At 70.4% G+C, this 23,348-nt stretch carries 21 protein-coding genes; 12 read left to right on the forward strand and 9 right to left on the reverse strand.

From position 1 onward, the window contains the following. Positions 1-25: 25 nt before the first annotated feature. The gene (pglX, locus tag ACGFNF_RS06650; RefSeq protein WP_393166248.1) at positions 26-3,613 is read right to left on the reverse strand and encodes a BREX-2 system adenine-specific DNA-methyltransferase PglX; all 3,588 of its coding nucleotides are present in this window, start codon (positions 3,611-3,613) and stop codon (positions 26-28) included. Positions 3,614-3,685: 72 nt separating this feature from the next. Next, positions 3,686-3,925, reverse strand: a complete 240-nt coding sequence (locus tag ACGFNF_RS06655; protein WP_393166250.1) for a winged helix-turn-helix domain-containing protein — start codon at positions 3,923-3,925, stop codon at positions 3,686-3,688. Between the two features lie 371 nt (positions 3,926-4,296). On the opposite strand from ACGFNF_RS06655, the gene ACGFNF_RS06660 reads away from it, so the two are divergent. From ACGFNF_RS06660 to ACGFNF_RS06670, 3 genes are read left to right on the forward strand one after another with little or no spacing between them, the layout of a single operon-like run. Next, a complete protein-coding gene (locus ACGFNF_RS06660; RefSeq protein WP_393166252.1) occupies positions 4,297-4,536 on the forward strand; it encodes a DivIVA domain-containing protein in 240 nt (79 codons plus the stop codon). After that, entirely contained in the window at positions 4,533-4,874 is a 342-nt protein-coding gene (locus tag ACGFNF_RS06665; RefSeq protein ID WP_393166254.1) for a hypothetical protein, read from the forward strand. Before ACGFNF_RS06660 ends, ACGFNF_RS06665 begins: the two co-directional genes overlap by 4 nt. After that, a complete protein-coding gene (locus ACGFNF_RS06670) occupies positions 4,807-5,847 on the forward strand; it encodes an ADP-ribosylglycohydrolase family protein (RefSeq protein ID WP_393166257.1) in 1,041 nt (346 codons plus the stop codon). Before ACGFNF_RS06665 ends, ACGFNF_RS06670 begins: the two co-directional genes overlap by 68 nt. A 49-nt stretch (positions 5,848-5,896) precedes the next feature. On the opposite strand, the gene ACGFNF_RS06675 is transcribed toward ACGFNF_RS06670, so the two are convergent. After that, positions 5,897-6,745, reverse strand: a complete 849-nt coding sequence (locus ACGFNF_RS06675) for a hypothetical protein (RefSeq protein WP_393166259.1) — start codon at positions 6,743-6,745, stop codon at positions 5,897-5,899. After that, positions 6,742-7,620 (reverse strand): anti-phage DNA glycosylase Brig1, encoded by an 879-nt coding sequence (gene brig1, locus ACGFNF_RS06680; RefSeq protein WP_393166261.1) that lies wholly within the window; start codon positions 7,618-7,620, stop codon positions 6,742-6,744. Before brig1 ends, ACGFNF_RS06675 begins: the two co-directional genes overlap by 4 nt. A gap of 60 nt (positions 7,621-7,680) precedes the next feature. Here brig1 and ACGFNF_RS06685 point away from each other — a divergent pair, with 60 nt between their 5' ends. From ACGFNF_RS06685 to ACGFNF_RS06705, 5 genes are all read left to right on the forward strand, one after another. After that, on the forward strand, positions 7,681-8,208 hold the full coding sequence (locus tag ACGFNF_RS06685) for a DUF6998 domain-containing protein (RefSeq protein WP_393166263.1): 528 nt from the start codon (positions 7,681-7,683) through the stop codon (positions 8,206-8,208). 293 nt (positions 8,209-8,501) lie between these two features. Beyond that, on the forward strand, positions 8,502-8,930 hold the full coding sequence (locus ACGFNF_RS06690) for a hypothetical protein (protein WP_393166265.1): 429 nt from the start codon (positions 8,502-8,504) through the stop codon (positions 8,928-8,930). 7 nt (positions 8,931-8,937) lie between these two features. Next, positions 8,938-10,110, forward strand: coding sequence for a hypothetical protein (locus tag ACGFNF_RS06695; protein WP_393166267.1), 1,173 nt, complete (start codon positions 8,938-8,940; stop codon positions 10,108-10,110). After that, complete coding sequence (locus tag ACGFNF_RS06700; protein ID WP_393166269.1) at positions 10,110-10,712, forward strand: hypothetical protein; 603 nt, start codon at positions 10,110-10,112, stop codon at positions 10,710-10,712. The genes ACGFNF_RS06695 and ACGFNF_RS06700 overlap by 1 nt, the downstream gene beginning before the upstream one ends. Next, the gene (locus ACGFNF_RS06705) at positions 10,709-11,671 is read left to right on the forward strand and encodes a hypothetical protein (RefSeq protein ID WP_393166271.1); all 963 of its coding nucleotides are present in this window, start codon (positions 10,709-10,711) and stop codon (positions 11,669-11,671) included. Before ACGFNF_RS06700 ends, ACGFNF_RS06705 begins: the two co-directional genes overlap by 4 nt. Here ACGFNF_RS06705 and pglW read toward each other — a convergent pair. The 3 genes from pglW to ACGFNF_RS06720 all read right to left on the reverse strand — a co-directional run bounded on the left by pglW (position 11,621) and on the right by ACGFNF_RS06720 (position 17,444). Then, positions 11,621-16,012, reverse strand: a complete 4,392-nt coding sequence (gene pglW / locus ACGFNF_RS06710) for a BREX system serine/threonine kinase PglW (RefSeq protein ID WP_393166273.1) — start codon at positions 16,010-16,012, stop codon at positions 11,621-11,623. The genes ACGFNF_RS06705 and pglW overlap by 51 nt on opposite strands. 84 nt (positions 16,013-16,096) lie before the next feature. After that, complete coding sequence (locus tag ACGFNF_RS06715) at positions 16,097-16,663, reverse strand: hypothetical protein (protein WP_393166275.1); 567 nt, start codon at positions 16,661-16,663, stop codon at positions 16,097-16,099. 199 nt (positions 16,664-16,862) lie between these two features. Next, a complete protein-coding gene (locus ACGFNF_RS06720; protein ID WP_393166277.1) occupies positions 16,863-17,444 on the reverse strand; it encodes a hypothetical protein in 582 nt (193 codons plus the stop codon). A 168-nt stretch (positions 17,445-17,612) separates the two neighbouring features. On the opposite strand from ACGFNF_RS06720, the gene ACGFNF_RS06725 reads away from it, so the two are divergent. The 3 genes from ACGFNF_RS06725 to ACGFNF_RS06735 all read left to right on the forward strand — a co-directional run bounded on the left by ACGFNF_RS06725 (position 17,613) and on the right by ACGFNF_RS06735 (position 19,474). After that, positions 17,613-18,074, forward strand: a complete 462-nt coding sequence (locus ACGFNF_RS06725) for a hypothetical protein (RefSeq protein WP_393166386.1) — start codon at positions 17,613-17,615, stop codon at positions 18,072-18,074. A 312-nt stretch (positions 18,075-18,386) separates the two neighbouring features. Beyond that, entirely contained in the window at positions 18,387-18,878 is a 492-nt protein-coding gene (locus ACGFNF_RS06730; RefSeq protein WP_393166278.1) for a hypothetical protein, read from the forward strand. A 68-nt stretch (positions 18,879-18,946) separates the two neighbouring features. Further along, positions 18,947-19,474, forward strand: coding sequence for a hypothetical protein (locus ACGFNF_RS06735; protein ID WP_393166280.1), 528 nt, complete (start codon positions 18,947-18,949; stop codon positions 19,472-19,474). 171 nt (positions 19,475-19,645) lie between these two features. Here the strand turns inward: ACGFNF_RS06735 and ACGFNF_RS06740 are convergent, their stop codons facing one another. After that, positions 19,646-21,271 carry an ABC transporter permease gene (locus ACGFNF_RS06740; protein WP_393166282.1) on the reverse strand — a complete coding sequence of 542 codons (1,626 nt, stop codon included), beginning with the start codon at positions 21,269-21,271 and terminating at the stop codon, positions 19,646-19,648. Beyond that, positions 21,268-22,239, reverse strand: a complete 972-nt coding sequence (locus tag ACGFNF_RS06745; protein WP_393166284.1) for an ATP-binding cassette domain-containing protein — start codon at positions 22,237-22,239, stop codon at positions 21,268-21,270. Before ACGFNF_RS06745 ends, ACGFNF_RS06740 begins: the two co-directional genes overlap by 4 nt. 107 nt (positions 22,240-22,346) lie before the next feature. Here ACGFNF_RS06745 and ACGFNF_RS06750 point away from each other — a divergent pair, with 107 nt between their 5' ends. After that, positions 22,347-23,282, forward strand: a complete 936-nt coding sequence (locus tag ACGFNF_RS06750) for a TetR family transcriptional regulator (protein ID WP_357576334.1) — start codon at positions 22,347-22,349, stop codon at positions 23,280-23,282. Positions 23,283-23,348 lie beyond the last annotated feature (66 nt).

Consider the following 23,348-nt stretch of genomic DNA (forward strand, 5'->3'; position numbering starts at 1 on the left):
CCCTACCCCGATGGCGGTCAGTTGGTCACTGCTTGGCCTTGCGGCCACGGGTCGCCTTGGCTGGCCGCCACGACGTGAGCGCCTCGTCGGTGAGGTGGAGGCGGTTGGTGGTCTCGGCGAGGAAGCCGGCGTAGATGTCCGCCGGCGAGGCACCCCACTCGGGGTCGAACTCGCCGTGCCACTGGCGTACCCAGGGAAGCATCTCGCGCAGCCCCGCGACCAGCGGCGACAGCCGGTCGGCGGCCCAGCCGTCCTCCTGCTCGCGGGCGACGATCAGGGTGGCCAGGGCCTGGGCCTGCTCGCGGTGGTCCCAGCCGGCCCAGCCGACCAGCAGCGACGGGTCACCGTCGCGGCTGGCACCCGGGTACGAGACAAACCGCTCCTTGGGGACGTCGAGCTTGCCCCGGTGCTTCCAGTAGCTGCCCTTGAGGAAGTCCGCCGAGGTGTACTTCGGCGGCACCGGGATCTGCTTGCGGAACTCCCGCTTCGCCGCCTCGTCGGGTAGCGCGTCCTCCTGCCGCTGCAGGTCCCACACGTGCTCCCAGTCGGCGCGCTTGGCCAGCCCGGAGTCCTTGTAGCGCAGCGCCGCCAGGTGCGGCACGTGCTCGTCGGCGACCAGGTCGGCGATCACCTTGCCGAGATCCTGACCGGGCGCGTAGAGGTTGGCGACGGTGAGCACGTCGTCGTCGCGGCGCAGCTCGTCGGCGAGCTGGGCGGTGGTCAGCGGGCGCGGCTGCTCCAGCCCGTCGACGTGGTGGTACCACAGCTCCCGCGCCTCGCACCGGTCCAGCAGCCAGTCGCGCAGCGCCTTGCGCTGCATCGCGTCCCAGCCGTCGGTAGCCCAGCGCCGCTTGCACTCCGGCCGCTCAATCAGCCCGATGTTGCGGTTGCCCTCGATGACCGCGATCCGCCGCTCCACGATCGCCTTGTACTCGTCCGACCAGGACGCCGGCAGCTCCGTGATCGGCGTCGACCCGTGCCGCGCGAACCACTGCGTCTCCAGGCCCTCGTCGCGCATCTTGCGGGCGAGCACGATCTCGAACGCCCGCTGCCCGAGCTGCAGCATCGGCGGCCGGACGCTCTCCGGGGCGGTCAGGTCCTCGTCCAGCAGCCCGTAGAGCGAGTAGACCTGCCAGTCCAACTCCTCCTGCAAGGCGATCATCATCCCCCGGACCGCGTGCCACTCGTAGCTGGCGGCGTCCAGCCGGTCGCGGGTGGGCACCCCGGAGGCCGCGACCGCCGCCGGGGTCACGGTGGCAAGCCGCTGCGCCGCGCCATCGATCTCCCGGCTCAGTTCGAGGGGGTACGCCGACGGCAGCGGAAACTCCTGCAGCTTCGTTCCCGTGAACTCGTAGAATTCTTCCCACTCATCGCCACGGTAGCCCTCATTGACGCCGCCATTCCCCTTACCATGGCACACCTGCTTCAACCAGAAGCAGGCGATAGAACTATTAAGAACTCCTAGCATTTGATCCCGAACTTCGCTTGACTGACCCTGCGGCATCAGAACAGGCGCATGCTGATTCACCACTTGACTTGACCGCAATTCGGCAAAGTGATTATGGGTAGCAACATCAGAAAAAACGATGCGCACAGCATGGCGGTACCTCTCCGCCACCCACCTGTACCAACTCCACCAGGGCTCCCCAGACTCCAAGCGGGTTGTCCTGTTGAAGCCAGTTAGGGCAAGAAGACTCCTGCGAAGACGCCACAAATGCCTACCCCAGGAATCATCGAGATTCGGCTCGACGAGGACTTGCTCGCTAGAATAGGGTACCAATGCAGTGTGAGACGGGCTCGCCGACCAGTCCCTCACATCCTCACCCGCAACGAATGGCCTTCTGGCGAACTCGGGCGTAGCTGCGCGACGATGCCAATCACCCCTGAGCTCGAATGCGTCATTTAGGCCAGGAAAGCTAGCAAAGCCGATGGGGCCAGCCAACAATTCTCCCAAATTCAACGAGCACGTTTCGTTGATCTTTCCCATTACTGCTGCCGCCCCGCCTCCGCTAAGGCTCCACGGGAAGGCTGCCAGCTGCAGACGCGGAGTGTCTGCAGCACTCACCCATTGGCTGTCCGAGCCAGGGCGGTCAACCTGTTCGACAATGGCTTTCCAGACGTGACCTTGACCCGGATGCGCAGGGGCGTTCGGCTCGCCTCGAATGCCCATGATGGTGCGAATCGTTCCCGCTCGACGGCGGTTGGTGTTGCGACCGACCAGGATGACAGTGGGGGTGCCATGTCCAGGGATGTAGGCACCGGATGTGTCGATGACGTGGGTTAGATTAACCTCGATGGCGAACAGCTTTTCGATCATCTTCTTGCCGAACTCGCGCTTCATGAAGGAGTTGGCGGTGATCTGGCCTACAAGACCCGCGCCCTTGCCGTCGCCGTCGCCGTCGGTCTTCGCAAGCTGGAAGAAGCGCTGCGCGAATGGCACCGAGAGGGCGTACTTGCCGGAGCAGGCGTCGTACATCTCGCGGTAGGCGTCGTTGAGACCTTTGTCCTTGACCGTGATGTAGGGCGGGTTGCCCACGACAACGTGATAGCTGCCGGAGCTCAGGATTCCTGGATGCTCTTGCACGTCCTCGGTCGCGTAGGCAAATTCCGTCATCGGGTCCTCGCCGAAGAGCATGGCCTGCCGCCGCTTGATCAGCGAGTCGCCAACGGCGAGATGCATCGGGAAGACATAGCCAGCCGCGTCGGCGAGCGTCTTGACGCCGCTGGCGCGGAGTGCGGCCGCCAAGAGCCGGAAGCGGGCGATGGCCACGGCGAAAGGGTTGATGTCGACGCCGTGGACGGCGTCGAGGGCAAGGCGTACGCGCTCGTGGGGGTCTCGGTTTGGGGCGTGCTGCTCCCACTCCTTCAGCAGTCGGTGAAAGGCACCGAGGACGAAGTGGCCCGAGCCGCACGTCGGGTCGATCATCTTGACCACGTCGTGGCCGAACTCGGCGATCGCCGGGGTGAGCGTCAAATCGAGGATGAACTCCTCGACGAACTCTGGCGTCTGGAGCAGGGCGTAGGTCTTGCGGGCCGCCTCGGAGAGATCCTGGTAGAGATCGCCGAGGAAGCGGGTGTCCCACTCCGGGTCGGTGAAGTCATGGACCAGTCCTCCGGTCTCGCTGCGTCGACGCCAGAAGCCAATCAGGTTCTTTGCCTCGTCGTGAGACAGCGGAATCTGGTAGAGCGGATTGTGCCGCTTGTCGAACAGCGACTTGCCGGCCTGAGTGCTGGCGATGGCGTCGAAGCCCTGGTGCAGCCAGTCACGCAGCGTCTTGTCGGGCTGATCGCGGAAGAACTGCGCCTCTGCTTCCTCGGCCAGCACCAGCCGGTCTCCGGGACCGGCCAGGTAGGGGTCGGGCAGCAGGCCGTTGTCCTCGCAGAAGCGTACGAAGACGGTGCCGAGCACCCAGGCCACGGCGACCTGGGTGACGCGCTCGTCGCGCCAGGCCGCCCAGGTGGCGGCGGTGCGCCCGACCTTGAAGGCGTGGTCGTACTCGCCACGCAGGCGGAGGCGCACCTCCTCGACCGATTCGGCCTGCTCCCGCAGGTCCTTTTCCAAGTTCTTGACCTGCTTCTGCAGGTCGGACAAGAGCAGCTTCCGGTCGATCACCCGACGACTCTAGCCGTCCCGTCGACGGGACGGGGGTACCCGTTGGGCCCGTTTCCGTCGCCGGCCCGCTACCTACGGCTCCCGCATCCAGGTCTTCGGGTCGGTGACGAAGACACCCTTGCCCTGCTGTCGACGGATGACGCGCAGCGCCTCAAGTCGAACGTAGGCCAACTGAACCGTGCCGTAGCTGACGCCATAGTCCGAGCGCGTCTGCGCGACCGACGGCAGACGATCACCAGGCTTCAGCTTGCCCGACTTGACGTCGGCTACTACGTCGTCGGCGATGCGGAGGTACTCGGCTGATTCGGGCATGTCACTCCTCGCGTGGCAACCCGAATTCGATCACAACTCAACTACCTGAACAACGTTCTTTGACTTCCCTGTGTTCCCTAGTTATGTTGGAGCGGAGCCCGTCCTCGCGTGGCAACGAGTTCGGCTCATCCCCTGGTCGGGGCGGGTGTCCGTGCCCGTCCCGGCCCCGTCCGGCTGCTCTGCTGTCGTACCGCCGAATTGGGCTGCGGCGGCCGAGCGGGCGGGTCGTCCGCGGCCCCCTCGCGGACGACCCGCCCTTCCAGACCCCACCCGCGCGGAGCCTGCGCGCTCCCGCCTGCCCTGGAAAGAGGATCGTCGTGGCTCAGGTGTACCGAGGTGCTCAGCCCCATCCCGCCGGCTACCCGGGCCGGTTGACGCCACACGAGGTGCGGACCCGCGAGTTCGCCGCGCGCCGGCGCGGTGTCGACCAGGTGGAGGTACGCGAGTTCCAGGCCCGGGTGGCCGACGAGCTGGCGATGCTCAACGAGACGGTACGGCTGCTCAGCCAGGAGAACGACCGGATCAGGCGGGCGCTGCGCGACTGGCAGACCATGCACGCGCGGGAGTGCCGGCCGCCGGAGGAGCACCACCGTAACTCCGGTCACTGGTGACCACGCGCCCCTCTCCCGGCGACCTGCTCGTCGTCGACGGCCGGGCCTCGGTGCAGTTCGCCGGGGACCGCGCCCTGACCTTCCGCGTCGTCTCGGTCTGCGACCAACCGACGTACGCCGGCTGGATCTGGCTGACCGGCTACGTCTTGAACCGGCGCGGCGAGGCGACCGACAAGCGCGAGATCTACGTCCAGCTCGCCGGTCTCCGCCCCGTCGTCAGCCCGCCGACCCCGCAACGCCCGCGTGCCACCCGCTCCTATGCTTCCCACGGTGACCAAGGTGACGGCGGAGCAGCTCGCAACCGCTCGGGGCTGCGTGCTCGGGCTGATGCTCGGTGACGCGATCGGCGCGGCGGGCGGAAAGGTGCCGGCGGGCGGAACACTACGGGTCACCAGCGCCGGCCAGCTCGCCTGCTTCACCATCGAGGGGATCATCCGGGCCAACATCCGGGGCACCCACAAGGGCATCTGCCATCCACCCGGCGTGGTGCGCCACGCCTACACGAGGTGGGCCGCGATGCAGCACATCCCAGGGATCAAGCGCTGGCAGGAGCAGGACTGGCCAGACGGCTGGCTCGCTCAGGTGCCGGTGCTGGCGTCCCGGCGTGGATCGGCTCCCGCCACCGTCTCCGCGTTGCAGAGCCAAGCCACGTACATGCCGGGGAAAGCTCCCTGGGCCAGCGCCGGGGCCCATGGGCTCACCCGTAGCCTGTTTGCCGGGCTCGTTCAAGGGTGGGGACCGCAACCGGGGCGCTTCGCGGCGGAGATCGCAGCCACCACCCACGGCCCGGCAGCGGCCGACGCCGCCGCGCTGGGTGCCACGGTCATTGCCAACGTCGTCAAGCGTCAGGACGTCGAGAAGGCGGTGGAACTCGCGCAGCGGGAGTGCCAGCCGATCGTGACGGTCCTGACCGGGCTGCCACTCGCACCGGCCCTGCACGCCGGGCGCACGCGTCCGCGCCGAGCAGAGGTCCTGGCGCAGCTCGCGCCGGACGCTCGTGCGGCGTCTGCACTGGCCGGAGCCGTCTACGTGGCGCTCTCCTATCCCGACCGCTCGCAGCTACGCGACGCCCTGCTCTTTGCCGCATCCGTTCCGCATGGCAAGCACGTGGCCGCTACCGCCGGCGCGTTCCTCGGTGCCGCGCACGGCGTCGATGCGCTCCCCGTCGACGTGGTCTCCCGAGTCGAGTTGGCGTGGGTCGCCGACGTCCTGGCCCGGGATCTCCTCACCGAATTCGCGGACGGCCCGTCCGGAAGCGGCTACGGCGACGAGACCGATCCGCACTGGTGGGAGCGTTATCCGGGCTGGTAGCCCATTCCCGCTGTCGGGACCGGGGCGTGAGTGGAGATGGCGGCAACCGTCAGCTTCGCTGCTGAAGCCATTGGCGTGCGGTTCTGATTGTCGGCACAACCGTCCCGTGCAGGTAGGGCACGCTGGTCAGCCGCCCCCAATGGTCGGTCAACCGCATGGCGGATGGGTGGTTGAAGGCGGCCACAAGCGTGTCGACACCAGCAATCTTCGTCCGCTCAAGGTTCGGTGTGATCTGACGACGACGGCCCATGAGCGTGGTGAGCGCCTTGTGTACCTCAACACCCTGGACGATGCAGAGGGTTGGCTGCAGTATCGCGATCGTCGCCGCCATGTGCGGGGCGCAGTTGCGGCTCATCGTGGCGTTACCGAGCGACCTGGTCGTGCCGCTGACCACGGCCGAGCACAGTCGCATGTTGGCCATGGCGTAGGCGTCGAAGAGGTGTACCGGGGAACGGACGCCGTTCAGGTGGAGCAGCTCACCGGCCCGGTCGGGCCCGGGTTCACGCCCGACGGCGAGCCGCAGCGCGCTCGTGACACCGCGCATGTGCGGGTTCCGGGCCGTGAACGCCAAGCCGGCGGACTGCATCACCTCGGCATGACGCTGTTTGAGCGTCACGCCCTCGCGCGCCCGCCCGGTCTCCATGGCGATGACGAGGGTCCGCTCCGGCACGCCGTCGAGGACCAGGTCGTAGTGGTGTCCGACGTGCGAAAGTTGCCCCGCGGCGAAAGCGGCCTCTGGCCGGGACGCCGATCGACGTCCGCCCAGGGCGCTCTCACGGCAGCTGCCGAGCCTGCGGCAGACGCAGGCCCCGGACGGCGCGAGGACGTGCTCGGCCATGTATTGATCGAGCTGCGCGATCCGGCTGGCGGTGACGACAGGGTCGCTGGCGTGGGTCATGAGGAGGGACCGATCGGGGTCGGAGCAGGGGTGGGGTCGACGGAGGCTCCCGCCCTGGGAGTGGGTGCCGTCCGGGTGCCGTCACTTTCGGCGCCGACGAGCGCTTCCCGCAGCAGGGCCGTCTCTTTGGCGCTCGGCGGTCCGGATGAACCTGAATGCCACTCGACGACCAGTCGCTGCCCCGACGGCAGCGCGTACGTCCGCACCGCCCGGCTGGGCACCTTCGACCCATAGTGCCTGCCGCCGGATCCCAGCCTGCCCGTCCGCGGCAGCTTGAGCGCTTGGGCGATGCCGTCCCAGGGCCGGCCAAAGGCGAACACGTCCTGCAACGGTAGCTCCGCGATCGGCTGCCACACGAACTCCTCGATGACCTCCGGCGGCGGCCGCAGCGGGGCCGTGATGGATTTTGAGTGCCACGGATAGCACTCGAAGATCAACAGGTCACGATGGTCGGCGCTCGGGTCCTGGAGCCACCGGCGGGTGAACTCAAGCCGCGCCTGGTAGTACCTGTTCTTCCCCATCTCATCCGGCAGGGTCCATGGCGAGCGGTTGTAGGGGCATGTCGTGGCCCACCTGCTGTACGAGCCGTGCTCCTTGATCTCCTTGGCGAAGATGCCGTCCCGCCCCTGGAAGCGGCGACGGAACTCGCCGGGGTTCAGGCCCAGCACCACCATCCGTGGCGTGTGCTCCAGACCGAGGAGGTCACCGTGATAGGGCTCCGGAAACCCGTCGCGGGTCACCTCGCCAGGGCCGGCGCCCACATAGGAGTCGAACCATGCCTTGAGTTCTTCCGGCATTCGATCGTCGCCGCTGAGCCAGGATTCGACGTGGGCGTCCCAGAAGGCCGCGACGCGCTGCCGCGCGGAGGTCGTCATGACGAAAAGTTAGCGACGCGTGACTGGTCAGGCCAGGGCGCAACGCGAAGAATCAGCCTCGTGACCGAAACCTTGCGCCAATTGGCCGTGTTGCTGCGGGATCGCGACGAGTTGGACGCCCGAATCGCGGCGCTCACCAGGCGATCAGCACAGCCGGGTGACATCGGCGAGTTCATCGCCGCCCAGGTGTTCGACATCGAGCTGGCCGACACGGCGAACCAGGCCGGCTACGACGGCACATTCCGAACCGGTTCGCTCGCCGGCCGGACGGTGAACGTCAAGGCCTACGGCGACGCCTTCGCCGGTCTCGACATCAGCCCGCACCACTGCGACCACTACCTGATCCTCAGCGGGCCGGCTCGTCCCCCTGGCGCAGTGCGACACCACCGGTGGCGGATCTCGGCGGCGTACCTTCTCGACACCCGCCGCCTGCTCGATACCCTTACGGTCAGGGGTGTGAAGATCGGAATCGCGACGAGCATTCGCAGAGCCGACCTCGAGGTCGCCCAAGTCTTCCCCACTACCGGGGCGCACGCCCCGATACGCCTCACGCCGGAACAGACAGCGCTGTTGTCGCTGTTCGCGTAGATCCCTCCTGCCCCGGTGCCACCACTCGCGGGCCGGACATGCGCAGCGCCGCTAATTGAACCCGCCGACCGGGGCGGACTGTCGTGATGACGACAGCGCGATGCTCCCTCGATCGGGCTCGGCACCGACCGTCACACAAGCGACAGGCGATTTTCCATGGAAAACGGCGCTTTCCCACGCCAGTGGATCAATAGCGGGAAGGCCCAGCGCATTCTTGACAGGCATTTTGACGTTGGCATACTGGGCGGTGCCCGTTCCCCCGGTGTGCGCCATCACGACAGATGCGGTGACCCATGGACGACCTGTCGGCAGCAGGCCTGGCCGCCGCAGCGAGCGCGGCTCTGATCCAGGCCATGGCCTCGGACGTGTGGCTCAACGTGAAGGAACACGCGGCACGCATTCTCGGTCGCGACGGGACGGAGTCGGTGGCCCGCGCGGACCGGGTCCTGGAGGATTCGCGCGAGCGGGTGCTGGCCGCATCACCAGACCGCAGGGATACGGCGTCCGCCCTGGAGGCGGCCCGTTGGGAGGGCCGGTTGCAGGCCCGGCTGGAAGAGGACCCGGACTTCGCCGTCGCGATAAGGGAGCTGGTCGCCGCGGTCCGGGCGTCCGGCGAAGGCGTCGACCAGTCGATCACCGTGCAGCAGAACGTGACCGCCGGCCGGGATTCGTACACCGCAGGCCGTGATCTCACCGTGGGTCGCCCCGAACGAACCCCGTGAGTGACGCGTGACCGCGCCCCAGCAGGATGTCAGCGCGCGGCGCGACGGCTATATCGCAGGCCGGGACCTGCACCTGCATGTGGCGGGGCAGCAGCTCAGCCTCTATCCGGAAGAACGCTTCGCCACGCCGCTGTCCTACGATCGCGAACGGCCGATCTTCCTCCAGTACCTGAATCCGGAGATCCGGTCGTGTTACGGCCGCCCACCGACGGCCCGTTTCACCGAGGCGGACCTGTCCCAGGCGCTGCACGCGACGCGGCTGGCCGTGCTCGCCACCGACGAGGAACTGATCCTTCCCGCGTCGTACCTGTTCGAGGTGCCCAGCCTGTCGATCTTCCTCACCCGGATCAGGTCACTCGTGGTTCGGGGTGTGGTCCACTACTCCTCGCACATCGCCGACCTCGACTCCTTCGTGGAGCACAAGGCCGTCGAATACCGCCGCGACGCCCGCAACCCCTACGAGCTGACCCCGCACCGCAGTCTCACCGACGGCCTCGTCTGGCGGCCCCGCTACGCGCAGAACACCGCCACCGACATCGGCCAGAGCTGGAGCATCGCGCTACAGCCGGACGGCGAGTTGGCCACGACGCTCGCCAGCATCGCCGGTCGCTGGCCCCCGACGGCCGGTGACGTCGAGGCGCACCTGCATGATGTCCCCGAACGGCTCGACGGGCAGGCCTTCATCAGCCGGTTCGTCCGGGCCACGGTGCCGGTGACTTTGGGAGCCGAGGAACGAGCCAGGATCGACATGTTCCTGTCCCGCGAGTACCTCGCCAGCTACCTGCGCGACCTCGACGCCGCCGTCGTCGCCGACTTCGACTTCGGCGACTTCTCCTGTGGCATCCGCCAGCTGCGGACGTCCCTCGCGGACCGCGTGCTGTCCGCCCGCTCGTTCGACCTCGGCCTGCGATGGCTCGGCATCCACGACTTCGTCCACCGCAGCGCCCGCTGGCCCGACCTGCTCAGCCTGCGCTCTACTCCCGAATTCGGCACCGTCGCCACCGCCACACAGCATCCAGTGCTCCGCGCCCGGCTCCGCGAGGCGGTGATCCGCGGGCGGAAGCGCATCAGGTTCCAGAACGCCGCGACCATCCAGCAGGCGTTGACCGTGGTGGCCGTCGTCGCCAACAAGCTCGATGTCACGTTGAACCAGGCAGATCCCGACCGAAGGGCACGATGATGCTGATTTCCGTCTACTGTTCCGGATCGATCATCAAAGGCACTGGTGATCAGCAGCGTCTCTGCTGGACGGATGTGGAGCGGGAGGATGTTGCGGGCGGGGCGGCTCCCTGCGACGTCGTCTTCCTCAATCCGGACGACCCGATACCGGACGCAGGCAACACGTTGGGCCAGTTCGGCCGGGACATGTACCAGGTGATGGTGGCGACGGCGGTCATCGTCGACGCTCGGATACGCCGCGGCATCGGCATCGGTGTCGAGATGGCGGCAGCGGTCACGCTGGGAACGCCCGTGGTCGTGGTCGCACCCCGCAATTCGCAGTACCGCAGTGACGTCCTGGAGTACCGGGGCGTGCGGGTGACCGACTACGTGCACCCGCACGTGGCGGCGCTCGCCACCCACGTGGTCGACGACTTCGCCGCCGCCGGTCGCGCTCTCGTGGCGTTGGCCGACCGACCCAGGGCAGCCCAACCTCGCCCTGCCTGGCTGTCCGCCGCACTGGACGAGTACGAGAACAACGTGCTCGACATCGACACGCCGATGCTCGACGCACTACGACGGATCAAGGCCGGCGCGGCGCGAGTGCCCAGCACGACGGCATGATCGCCGACACCGGGTCCAGCGCCGCTGAGCCGATCGGCGCCAGGACGGGGGTGGGCGGTCTCCACCTGGTGCACAACCGGCACCTGGAAACGCTGTTGTTCGACCGCAACCTGACGGACCTGCCGTTCCGGCGGGCCTGCCTTGCCAGCAGCCGGGAGTTCGTCCGGCACATCCGGGACGAACTCGACGGCGCCGACCTCGCCGAGCTGATCATCCTCAGCAAGGGGTTGGTCTACCAACTCGCGGAGGCGGTCGCCATCGAGGCGGGCCGAAACCTGCCGGCGAACCTGGTTTCCACGAGCAGGGTGGCCGTCGCCTCCGACGATGCCACGGTCGAGGTGTCCTACGCGCGGTTCGACGCCGGCGGCTCGACGCTGCTGATCGGCGACACCGTCGCCTCCGGCGCGACGATCGTGGCGGCGCTGCGGGAGTACCAGCGGTTCCACCCCGTCCGCCGCCTGTACGTGCTGTCGTACGCCGGCGCCCTGCACGGAGCGGCCCGCATCGCCGACTACTGCGCCGGCAGCGGGATCGAGTGCACCATGCTCTTCGGCCTGGCCGCGTTCGGGCTCGCCGAGAACGGGTTCGACCTGTCTTTCCTGCACCCCGCGACAATCACCAGGGACGCCTACCGCGAGCGGGCTCGACGGCAGTTCGCCGGCAAGCCCGTCTCGGCCGTCGGGTGGGACTTCGGCTCGCAGGCCATGGCACCGGAGAAGTACCGCCAGCTCTGCTGGGTCGAGGCCGGCTTGTGGGAACTGCACGGCTCACCGGCTCTCGCCGTCGCCCGCGAGCCGGAGAACATGGAAGCCCTCGCACACGAGGCACCCGCGTACGCGGGCGCCACGTTCCAGGCTCCGGGCAACGACGCGGTCCGAGGCGCCGAGGCCATGGCGGACGCTCGTGCGTCAAGCGGTGACTGCGCTGCGGTGGGCGTTGACGACCCAGGCGTCCGGTAGGGCGATCCACTCGTTGTCGCCCACCCGTACGACCGCACCGTCCAGCTTGGGCAGCAGCGCCGGGTCCTCCATCGGGCAGAGCAGCCACACGTCGCCCGCCCCGCCCCGCGCCGCGTCGGCCAGCTCGTAGAGCCGGTCCACCGCCCGGTAACGCGCCAGCACCGCCGCGTCGTGCAGCAGCACCGGCCCCTCGCCGGCCCGCAACTCCGCGCGCAGCTCGGGCACCGCAAGCTGCCACGCCTGTTCGGCGTACTCGCCCAGCTTGATCGCCGGCCGGGAGCCGGGCTCCGCGATGTCGGCTCTCAGCACCGTCTCCCAGGTCGGCTTCGGTCGCGCGTCGACCAAGGCGTGCAGGTGGTCCAGGAAACGGGCCGCCACGTTCACCGGTCGGGCGTCGAAGCGCCGGATGAGTTCCTCGCGGGCCGGGGCGTACCGGTTGAGGCGTACCGTCAGGGCCCGGAACCCACCGGCCGACCTGGCGCCCGTCAGGCGCTCCTCGGCCCGCATCGCCGCCGCCAGCTCCGGCGACTCGGCGGTCCACCGGCTCGGCGCGGCCGTAGCCGACGGGCGACGCTGCACGTACGACATCGAGGACGACGCGTTGCGGGGCGGCGGCGGGACATACCGGTCGCGGTCCCAGCGAAGCTCGAAACCGGCCTCGGCGAGCAGCCGGTCCAGCTTCGGGTGCGGCGGCAACGGCTCCAGCTCGGGGAACCGCGCGGCCACCCGGTCGGCGACCTGCGTGGGGGTCAGGCCGCGTCGCTTGTCGGGCCCGGTGGCCGGGGGCACCACACCGGCCTGGGCCAGCCGCAGCGCCCGCACCGGATCAAGGTCACGAGGATAGAGCTCCAGCCGCGCGGTCGCGGCGGCCCGCTCCGAGGCCACCGCCGCGAGCACCACCCGTCGCCGCTCGTCGATCGCGTCGGCCGCCCCGCCGGGCACGGTCACGGCCGCGAGGGTACGCAGCACCGTCGCCGGGCTCGGCAGCACCTCGCTGGCGGCGAGCTTGTCAGCGGCCTTGCCGAGGGCGTCGGCGTAGTCGAGCAGGGCCGGCGCTGCCGGGGTGTCGGGACCGTCGTCCTCGCCCGCCTCCAGGGCCACAAGTAGCCGCTCGCCGTGCCGGCGCAGCAGCAGGCGCGGCTCATCGGCCAGGGCGTCGACCTCCACGGCGGCCCGCACCGCGGCGAGCGCCACCGCCTGACGCAGCGCGTCGCCGGTGCGCACCGAGCCACGGCTGCCCAGCAGCGCCGTGGCCAGCTCGCCGACGCCCATCACCCGGCCACCGTCGCGCAGCAGCTCGATGATCTGCGTACGCACGCTGCCGACCACCGGGATGTCGTGCCAGCGCTTGCGCTGCTTGCCGAGGATCTGCGCGATGCGGGCGGAGCTGACGCCCAGCGCGGTGGCGACCTGCGGCTGCTGCGGCCAGGGCGGCAGCGCCGGCAGTGCGCCGGATTCGTCGGGCAGGTGCAGCAGCAGCCGGGTGCCCTCGATCTCGGTGCCGTTGCGGCCGTTCTTCGCCGGCAGCAGCAGCGTGGCGATCGCGTCCACGCCGACGCGTACCAGATCGGCGTCGCCATGCCCGGCGTTGGTTTCGGTGGCGGCCTCGGCGGTGGCGGCCTTGCGGGCGGCGGGGGTGGTGGGGAGGGTCTCCCGCTCCCCCAGCCGGCCACGCCACTCCTTGACCCGGCGCTGCAGCTCCTTGCGGGTCCGTGCGCCGAGGCCCGGGAGGGTGGCGAGCTTGTTCGCCACGGTGAGCAGCTCGCCGACGGTGGTGGCCTCCAGCCGGTGGGCGGCGGAGACGGCGCGCGGGGTGAGGCCGGCGGCCTCCAGCACGGTGGCCCGGGTCGCCCTGGTCGCGGCCTCGTCGCGGGCCGCCTCGGCGGCCTGCCCGTCCGGTTCGTCGGCCTCGATCTCCGGGTGGTCGGTGCCGACCGGGGCGCTCGCGTCGGAGCGACGGAACACCTGGTGCCAGGCGTCGCGCATGTCCTTCAGCGAGGCGAACCGCTGCCGGTGGTCGCGGTGCAGGGCCTTCCGGAAGAAGTCGACCAGGTCGTCGCGGATCGCCAGGTCGAACGCCTCCACGGCCAGCACCGGCGGGCCCTCGGTGAGCTGCGGTTCCGTGCCGCCGTCGCCCCAGACCGGCAGCTCGCCCGAGGCCATCTCGTGCAGGGTGACCGCGAGGGCGTACCACTCGGCGTGCTTGTCGTAGACCTGCCGGTTGGCGGTGCCGAGAAACGGGTCCAGGTAGCGGGGGGTGCCGGCGGCGGTCTCCTTGACCGAGACGCCGGCCAGGGAGAAGTCGAACAGCACAAGCTGGCGGGTGCGGTTGGGGCGGATCCGGATGGCGATGTTGTCGGGCTTGACGTCGCGGTGGTAGACGCCCTCGCCCTCCAGGTAGTCGAGCGCCCCGAAGAGGTAGTGGCTGTAGGTCTCCAGCTCGTCGACGGTGAGCCGGCCGTCGTCGCGCAACTTGCGCGCCAGCGTCAGCTCGCCGGCGTGCTCCAGCACCACGACGGTGCGGTTGCCGAGCTGCAAGGGCTCGGGCCTGGCCAGCCGGATCACGCGGGAGTCGGTGAGCGGGCCGAGCACCCGGGCCTCGTGCGCGAGCCGGGCGCCCTTCTCGTCGGAGAGGCCGACCTTGAGCACCTCGTCCTTGCCGGTGCGCTCGTTGTGTGCGAGGAAGGCGCGGCACGTCGAGCCGGTGCCGAGGCTCTTCTGGATCGTCCACTCGCCGACCCGGTCGCCGCCGCGCGCCTCCAGCGGATCGACCTGCTCGGGCTCCCGTTCCTCCGGGTGCACCGAGCCGGGCGGCGGGGCGGTCAGCTCGTCCTCGACCTCCTGCAGCATCTCGATGAACTCGGCGACGGTGGTGAGCCGCTGGGTCGGCACCGGGGCGGTGGCCGCCTGGATCAGCTCGTCGGCGAAGAGACTGATCCCGTCGGCCACAGCGGTGGCGCGCAGCCCGTTGTCGCGGGCCAGCCGCGAGAGCAGCTCGGGGCGCTTCGCCGCCGGTGGCTCGCCGGTCAGGATCAGGTACGCCAGCGCGCCCAGCCCGAAGACGTCCATCGCCACCGCGTCGGGCTTCGGGGCGGTCAACTCCGGCGCGAGGTACGCCTCGGCGGAGTGCTCGATGTGCGAGGCGGCGTGCGAGGAGTGGGTGACCGGGTCACCGCTGCTGCCACCGGCGGTGTCGGCGCCCCGCGTGGCCGCCTGCCAGTCGCTGACCTGCAACTGTGGCACCAGCCAGGCCTCGTCCTCGCTGCCACCCCGACGCCGCCGACCCGGGCTGACCAGCACGCTGCGGGCCGACAGGGCGCGGTGGTGCAGCCGCCGGCGGTGCGCGTACGCCACCGTCTCGGCGAGCTGACGGATCATGGCGAGCCGGCTCAGCGCATCGAGGCGGTCGCCGTACTGGGCCATGTAGTGGTCCAGCCGGATGGAGCATTGGTCGTACCGGAAGATCAGCGCGGGCCCGGCCTCGTGCGACTCCATCGAGTCGACCCGCACGATGCCCGGGTGGTTGATGCCGTGCAGCACGGTCATCTCGCGCTTGGCGGCGCGTTCGATGCTGGCCCGCTCGGACTGCACCGCGTTGCGCTCGACCAGGTAGATCCGGATCCGCCGGTGCTCCCGCTCCAGCTCCCGGTGCCGGGCGTGGTGGTCCTGCCACGTCGGGCCCAGGTCGAACGGGCGGGTGTCCAGCTCCCAGGCCCCGATCTGGTAGTGCTTGCGGCTGCGGGCGATGCCGACGGCCTTGAGCAGCTCCGGCAGCGCTGCGGACACCTCCTTGGTGACCCGCTGCCGCTCGTCCTGCGGTGGGCGCTGCAACAGCGAGCCGATCGTCGGCAGCGGTCCCGGCTGGTGGCCGGGAGCGGCCTCGGGGCCGTGGATGCCGTGCAGGTGGTGCTCGGCGAGGTTGACGATCAGGCCCGGCTTGGACAGGAAGACCGCCGCCTGCACGAACGGGATCCTGAGCGGCGGACCCTTGCGCTGGCTCGCCGCCGCCTGGAGCAGGGACTTGATCCTCTTGGCTTTGGCGTCGGCGAGGTGCAACGGGTTGTCGAACGTGCGGGTGCTGTTCGGGCCGTACAGGATCCAGTTGGAGCCGCTGGAGGTCAGCCGGCCAGTCAGGCTCTTGACCTCGATGAGGTAGAGCCCACCCGGGCCCGCCACCAGCAGGTCAACCTCGTAGGGGTGGCCGGTCTGCGCGGTGAAGGTGAAGTTCGACCAGGCGCGGTAGGGCTCGGTGTCGGGCAGCAGCGCTTGGACGTGCGCCAGCGCCTCCCGCTCGTGCGTGAACTGCGACGGCGTGATCGTCGTCCACCGGCCCTCCTGCATGCCAGAGATCCTAGGGGCAGGTCAGCGGGTGGCGGTGACCGCCGTTCCGGTGGTCGCCACGGCGCCCGTTCCGCCCGCCGGCCCCTACCCGCAGTCGCAGACACCGTTCCTTGGAAGCTGGACGAAGCAGGTGGGACACACCGGCCGGCGAGGCTCGGGGGCCTGATCGCGTCGGCGCTTCAGGGTCTCCCGCAGCTTCGGCGCCAGCGCGGGTACGCCGCCACCTGCCGGCAGAGCCGCCCCGAAGTGGTGGTAGCAATCCAGCCGGGCCTGGGCGGCATGCTCCTCCCTGGCCATCTCGTCCGCCACCTGAGGTTCCCCGATGATCCGGAGGACCTCGTCGTATCCGGGGCCGACCATCCCGTCGTCGGCCCGCACGACCAGCGCGCTCAGCGGCGGATCACCCCGACGGCGGGCCTCGCGGATGACCCGGTTGAGGACGCTGCCGATCCAGTTCTGCAACAGAGCGGACGTCCGAATTCCCGAGGCGGCTTGGAATCTGTCTCTCAACTCGCCGTAGGTGATGATCGCGTGGTAGCCCCGGGCCACTTCGACCAGGATGTCGTACGCGTGCTCGGCCCAGGCGTCCCAGGCTTCCTGCGCGGTGATCTGGTCGCCGTTCTCCCGCCAGTACCCACGCTGTCGCAGCACGCTTCCTCCTACTCGGACGGTGCGGTCAGCTCCGCAGGGAGAGCGTAGGTGCAGAGGCACGATCCAGAGGTCCCTGCCGTGCGATCCCTGGTGGCGGACCCGCTATCCGGCTGACACCCGGGCGTCGCGCCCGCGCGTCGTCCACCGTCCCGCCGGCAGGCGACCTTCGCCACGCATGCCGGCCGGTCGCGCTCGACCGTCATCCTGCGGCCTGCGCGGACCTCTCGGACGTCCGGCTCGCCCGGATCTCGTCCAGCCTCGCTTCGAGCGCCCTGGCCTGGGCGACGGAACCGCCACGGACGCCGAGGCCGCCACGGGCCGCGCGATAGAAGAGGTCCCGCGCCTCGTTGGCCCGCTGTAGCAGGTCGGCATGGTCGTCGCCCTGGCGAAGCCCGCGAGCAACCATCTCGACCCCCCACACGGCATCCCGCCAGTCGCGCGCCGCCGACACCGTCGCGGCGTCCCCGAGCAGCAGCAGGCTCTCCCAGGCGAGCGTGCGCCGGACGTCCGCGTCGGCCAGTTGCGCGAGGCCTTCCTCCCGGTCGATCCGGTGCCCGCGGGAGTGTGGTCGCTCGTCGGCGAGCATTCGTACCGCCACGGCGTGGATCTCCTTGATCACCCGCGCGAACTCGACGTACGCGTCGAGCCGACGATCGTCCCAGCGGACACCCTGGTTCCGCTTCCATCGGGCTCGATCGGCCACGGAGGTCGCAACGATCGTGCCGACGGTGCCGATAAGCACGCCGATGAGAGCGGGCAACTGCGCGACGATGCTTGCCATAGCTGGAGCCTGCCAGCCGGTGGCAACCGGACCGACACCACCACGCCCGAGGCCGCACGGGCTTGACCCTCGAGTCGGTCGAGCCCCGAGCATGTGCCGGAAAGACCCGACGGCCACCCGGCCCCGACCGCGAGGAGCACGGTGGACACGAACGACGCCGACGACGTCATGGCGCACATCGGCCGCGCCCTGGAACTGGGTGGAGCCGGCGACCGCGCCGCCGCACGCGCGGCCCTCACCGAGATCTGGGAGCAGGTCCGCGGCACCGGGGACGCGCTGCACCGCTGCACCATCGCGCACCACCTGGCCGATTTACAGGAATCCGTCGCGGACGAGGTGGCGTGGGACCACCGTGCGCTGGCCGCCGTCGCCGACCTCGACGACGAGCGCGTGCAGCAGCACGACGCGTCGTTACGGGTCCGCGCCCTCCTGCCGTCGCTGCACCTGAACCTCGCCGACGGGTACCGCCGCGCCGGCGACGTCGGGCGCGCCCGGCACCACGTGACGGTCGCGGCACCGCTGGCCGCCGAGTTGCCGGACGACGGGTACGGCACGATGATCCGCGAGGCGATCGCACGGGTGGGCGCGCTGCTCGACGCCGGGTCCCGGGAACCTCTCGCCGCACCGTGACACCCGCCGGCGTGAGTTCGGCACCTTGGACGGGCACCAGTCCGGTAGCTTCTTCGGGCACCACGTGGCCCACGGGCTCGGCGGGACATGTTTGGGTCGTGAGCAAGATCGGCATCTTGATTCAGCACCAATCCGCGCCGACTGGTCATGATCGGCATCGTGTTCGGGCCCAGATCCAGCACTCTGAGTAACTCCTTAGCAACCCCTTGCGGTGGCGCCGGTGTGATCGCCAGGTTCGTTGACAGTCATCGATCAAGTGCAGGATGGATGTCAGGGAACAGGCTTCGATCGGCGCGGTTGGCTTCCCTTGTGGTGGCCTCGACGCTGGCTGCCACGGGGGGTTTCGCATCAGCGGCGTCGGCCGATTTGGGGCCGTTGGATCACTGCACGTCGGTCGATGGTGGTGAGCTGGTCTACGACGACTTCACCAAGTACAACAACTCGCTGTCACACGCGGTGAATCAATGGAACTCACTGAACCCGATCGACGTCAAAGCTGATACGGCCTCGACCTACGCCGACGTCGACGTCTCCGACTACACCAACTCCAGCGACAGCCGGTCGGGCTGGTTCGACTGCAGTGCGGGCGCGGACGACATCAAACTGAACACGCACCACATGGACGGGTACAACGACTCACAGAAGCACGCGGTCATGACCCACGAGTTCGGCCATTCCCTCAAGCTTGGCCACGGGCCGGAGATCGCGGTGATGGACTCCTGCCCGGGCTGTTACAACCCGAACATGAACAACAACCTGCAGTCGTGGGACATCAGCCCGTATCACAGCGTATGGGGGTGCTGACAATGAACCGCCTTGTTCGACCGCTGGTCGCAGGCGCCGCCGTAGTCGCGGTGGCTTCTGGCGGGTAGTTGGCCTATGACTCGCTGCGGCCGGGCGAAACGCACTCGGTGCACTCGTCCTACGCGTTCGACGTCAAGGATGAGACGAAGGTGGCCGGTTTCGCCGACTACGTCGTCGTCGCGACGGTGGACCGTGTCGTCGAGGTGCAGGAACGCGACGACACGCCCTACACCGTCTTCGAGGTGACCGTGGACAAGTCCCTCAAGGGCGAGCCGGTCAAGACGCTGCGGGTGGTCCAGCTTGGTGGAACCCTCGGCAAGGACACCTGGCGGGTGGAAGGCGAGCCGCTGCTGCGGCCCGGCACGACCTACGTGCTGGCGGCGAAGACGGAGCAGGGGCGCGAGACACATCAACTGGTGGGCGGGGCGGACTTCCCGGTCGTCGACCGGGCCGCGGCCCGTGCTGGGGGGGTCGGGCCCGGTGGCCGAGTGGCAGGACAGCGTCGCCCGCCAGCGGTGGCCCGAGGAACTACCGAAGAAGTCCTGACCGCCGTACTTCGACCGGGCACCTCTGGCCTGTCGCTCCCAGACCCCTAACGACGAACAGCGGCGTCGGGACAGTTCGTCCCGACGCCGCCGCGTCTCATCACCGCACGGAGCCGGGCCCTTCAGACCCCGCATCGGAGCCTGCGCCCCGCAGGTGCTGCCGAGGGAAGCTGGCCAAGTGGTGCCCGTTGAAGCGGCCGAGAACACGTCGGCGCGCCCCCGTCAGCTCGGGACGTCGCGGCGGCGGAAGCCGGCCGTCCCGGCCGCCAGCAGGAGCGCCGCCACCCCCGTCAGCACGACCAGCGGCAGCGCCGCCGGGTCGACCGCGGGGGCCGACGGCACGTGGGTGTACGGCGACATGTTCAGCGCCGCCTGCGGCAGGTCGAGCACCGCGCCGAGCTGCCCGAGCAGCAGGAACACGATCAGCGCCGCCCAGGACAGCGCGACCGACCAGCGGGGCAGCAGGCCGAACAGCGCGGTCACCACCCCGGCGACCACCAGCAGGGCCGGCAGTCGTACCAGCGCCGCCCCGCCCAGCCCGACGGCCCGGCCGAGGGGGTCGCCGGCGACCAGTCCGTAGCCGAGGCCGGTGGTGAGCCCGCCCAGCAGCACCAGGGCGACCGCGCCGAGCGTCGCCGCGACCACCTGGGTAATCAGCCAGCGGGTACGGCTGACCGCCGTGGCGAGCACCGCCTCCAGCAGCCCGTCGGCCTCGTCGTTGCGCGTGCGTAGCAGCGCCTGCACGACGTACGCCCCGATGGTCAGCGCGAACAGCCCCAGCATCGCCGCCAGGTACGCGTCGATGAGTTTCGCGCCGCCGCCCATCGCGCTGATGGCCTCGGCGGCGGCCGGGTTCTCCTCGATCATGGCGTTGAACTCGTCGCCGGCGATGCCCATCGAGAACCCGAGCACCGCCACGCCGACCGCCCAGCCGAGCAGCGCGCCGCGCTGCAACCGCCAGGCCAGCCCGGCGGGGCTGAGCAGCCCGGGTGCGGCCGTGGCCGGCCCGCGCCGGGGCGCGACGAGCCCGGCGCCGATGTCCCGCCGCTCGGCGAGGGCGTAGGCCGCCGCCACCCCGGCGACCAGCAGCGCGACGGGCAGCGCCAGCGTCCACCAGCGTTCGCCGCCGAAGGCGCGGACCTGGTTGCCCCAGCCGAGCGGCGAGAGCCAGGACGGCCAGGCGCTGACCACCCGCAGCCCGCCGTCGGTCTGCTCGCCCAGCACGTCGCCGGCGGCGCGGAGCAGGAAGGAGATCCCGACTGCGGCGGCGGCGAGCGCGTTCGCGCCCCGGGAGGTGACGGACAGTTGGGCGGCGACGGCGGCGACGCCGGTGAACGCCAGGCCGACGCCACCGATGGCGGCGGCCGCGGCGGCCGACCCGGCGAGCGGCAGTCCGGCGCCGGCCAGTGCGGCGGCGAGCAGGGCGGTGGCGGCCACGTTCGCCGCGACGATCACCAGCAGCGCGGCGGTGAGCAGCGCGTACCGGCCGACGACGGAGGCGCCCAGCAGTTCCGCCCGGCCGGTCTCCTCGTTCTGCCGGGTGTGCCGGATGACCGCGAAGGTGCTCAGCAGCGCGGCGAGCAGGGCCAGCGTCACGTACGTCTCGGCGGTCACCACCGCGCCGAGGTCGGTGCCGGCGATCGGCCCGTTGAACGCGCGGGCGACCAGGCTGGACGCCGACGTGGTGGCGTAGCCGACCCGGGACGCCTCGTCCGGGTAGAACTCCTTGACGCTGCCGGCGAGGGCGTAGCCGAGCAGGGGCGTGCCGAGCACCCAGATCGCCAGCCGCAGCCGGTCGCGGCGCAGCACGAGGCCGGCGAGCCGCCCGGTGCCGGTGAACGCGCTCATCGGGCACCCCCCGGCCGGTCGGCGTCGGGGCGGTCACCGTCGGTCCGGCCCACCGCCGGGGCGGAGGCGCCAGCGGGGACGGCGGCACGCTCGTCGCCGTAGTGGCGCAGGAACAGCTCCTCCAGGGTGGGCGGGGCGCTGGTCAGCGCGCGTACGCCGAAGCGCACCAGGTGCCCGAGCAGCTCGTCGAGGTGGGCGGGCTCGACCTCCAGGTGGGTGCGACCGTCGACCTCGCGCACGTCGTGCACGCCGGGCAGGTCCGCCAGGCCGGTCGCCGGCCGCGCGGTTTCGACCGTCACGGCCGTACGGGTGAGGTGGCGCAGCTCGGTGAGGGTGCCGGACTCGACGGTGCGGCCCTCGCGGATGATGCTGACCCGGTCGCAGAGTGCCTCGACCTCGGCCAGCACGTGGCTGGAGAGCAGCACGGTGGCGCCGTCGCGCTTGAGTTGGCGGACCTCGTCCTGGAACACGGCCTCCATGAGCGGGTCGAGCCCGGAGGTCGGCTCATCGAGCACGTAGAGCTCGACGGCCGAGGCGAAGGCGGCGACGATGGCGACCTTCTGCCGGTTGCCCTTGGAGTAGGTGCGGCACTTGCGCGTCGGGTCGAGGTCGAAGCGCTCCAGCAGCTCGTCGCGGCGGCGCCGGTCGAGGCCGCCGCGCAGCTGGCCGAAGAGGTCGATCGCCTCGCCGCCGGAGAGGTTCGGCCACAGGTTCACGTCACCGGGCACGTACGCGAGGCGCCGGTGCAGGGCGACCGCGTCGCGCCACGGGTCGGCGTCGAAGACCCGCACGTCGCCCGCGTCGCGGCGCAGCAGGCCGAGCAGGACGCGGATGGTGGTGGACTTGCCGGAGCCGTTGGGCCCGAGGAAGCCGTGCACCTCCCCCGCCCCGACCGTCAGGTCGAGCCCGTCGAGCGCGCGGACGCTGCCGAACGTCTTGACCAGGTTGCCGATGGAGATGACGGGCATGGGCCCTCCTGTCGCTGGTGGTGCCGACGACCACACTGTACTGACCGGCGGTCAGTCGAATCAACAGGGACGCCTGCCATCGGTCAGACGCCGCTAGGCTTGCCGCCATGACCGCCGAGGCGCCCGACGACACGCGTACCCGGATCCTGCGCGCCGCGCTCGACCTGTTCGCCGAGCACGGCTACCAGCGCACGCCGCTGCGCCAGATCGCCGAGCGGCTGCGGCTGACCAAGGCCGCGATCCTCTACCACTTCCCCACCAAGGAGCACCTGCTCACCGCCCTGATCGAGCCGATGGTCGCCGAATTCGAGGCGCTGCTCGACGCGGCCGAGGCGGGGCCGGCCGAGCGGGCCCGGTGGACGGTGCTGGAGGGCTGGGTGGACATCATCCTGGGCCACCGCCGACCACTCGGCATGCTCTTCCACGACATCGCGCTCGTCGGCCGGGGCGACACCTACCACCGCCTGATACGGATCGCGATGCGCGCCAACGACCTGATCGCCGGGCCCGACGCTGGGCGCCGGGAGCGGGTCCGGGCGGTTCAGGCGGTCGCCGCGTGCAGCGACCCGGTCGTCTTCTTCGTCGACGTGCCGGACGCGGTGCTGCGGGCGGACATGCTGGACGGCGTGCGCCGCCTGCTCGGCGACCCGACCGGCTCCGGCCCCGCTGGCGGCTCCGACCAGGCCGACGGCGCGGGCACGGCGGGCGGCGAGAACGCGGCCGGCGGCGCGAACACGGCGGACGGCACGGGCACGGCCGGCGGCGAGAGCGCGGCCGGCGGCGAGAATACCCGCACGGCGGCGACCAGCGGCGGCACGGGCACGGCGGCCGACGGTGGCGGCGGTGCGGGCACCCCGGCGGCCGGCGGCGCGGCGAGGGGTCGGCGCCGGCCCGGGCGACCTCGGGCGATGAGCCCGGAGCAGGTCGAGGCGGCCCGGCGGATGCACGCCCGGGGCGACCACTCGGCGGACGAGATCGCCGCCGCGCTCGGGGTCTCGCGGGCCACCGTCTACCGCCACCTCGACCCGGCCGCCGCGGAATAATGAGACTGGTTCTGCGACGGTTTTGAGAACAGGGCCGACCGCGTCTTCCGCGGAAGGCGAAGCGAT

The sequence above is a fragment of the Micromonospora sp. NPDC048868 genome (assembly GCF_043198195.1).
Lineage (GTDB): Bacteria > Actinomycetota > Actinomycetes > Mycobacteriales > Micromonosporaceae > Micromonospora > Micromonospora reichwaldensis.

Coding starts and splice junctions, on each gene's coding strand:
- ACGFNF_RS06655 (WP_393166250.1), bottom strand. CDS start 3,925: ATGCCCGAATCAGCCGAGTACCTCCGCATCGCCGACGACGTAGTAGCC.
- ACGFNF_RS06725 (WP_393166386.1), top strand. CDS start 17,613: ATGGCGCACATCGGCCGCGCCCTGGAACTGGGTGGAGCCGGCGACCGC.
- ACGFNF_RS06690 (WP_393166265.1), top strand. CDS start 8,502: ATGGACGACCTGTCGGCAGCAGGCCTGGCCGCCGCAGCGAGCGCGGCT.
- ACGFNF_RS06705 (WP_393166271.1), top strand. CDS start 10,709: ATGATCGCCGACACCGGGTCCAGCGCCGCTGAGCCGATCGGCGCCAGG.
- ACGFNF_RS06720 (WP_393166277.1), bottom strand. CDS start 17,444: ATGGCAAGCATCGTCGCGCAGTTGCCCGCTCTCATCGGCGTGCTTATC.
- ACGFNF_RS06675 (WP_393166259.1), bottom strand. CDS start 6,745: ATGACCCACGCCAGCGACCCTGTCGTCACCGCCAGCCGGATCGCGCAG.
- brig1 (WP_393166261.1), bottom strand. CDS start 7,620: ATGACGACCTCCGCGCGGCAGCGCGTCGCGGCCTTCTGGGACGCCCAC.
- pglW (WP_393166273.1), bottom strand. CDS start 16,012: ATGCAGGAGGGCCGGTGGACGACGATCACGCCGTCGCAGTTCACGCAC.
- ACGFNF_RS06700 (WP_393166269.1), top strand. CDS start 10,110: ATGCTGATTTCCGTCTACTGTTCCGGATCGATCATCAAAGGCACTGGT.
- ACGFNF_RS06750 (WP_357576334.1), top strand. CDS start 22,347: ATGACCGCCGAGGCGCCCGACGACACGCGTACCCGGATCCTGCGCGCC.
- ACGFNF_RS06740 (WP_393166282.1), bottom strand. CDS start 21,271: ATGAGCGCGTTCACCGGCACCGGGCGGCTCGCCGGCCTCGTGCTGCGC.
- ACGFNF_RS06745 (WP_393166284.1), bottom strand. CDS start 22,239: ATGCCCGTCATCTCCATCGGCAACCTGGTCAAGACGTTCGGCAGCGTC.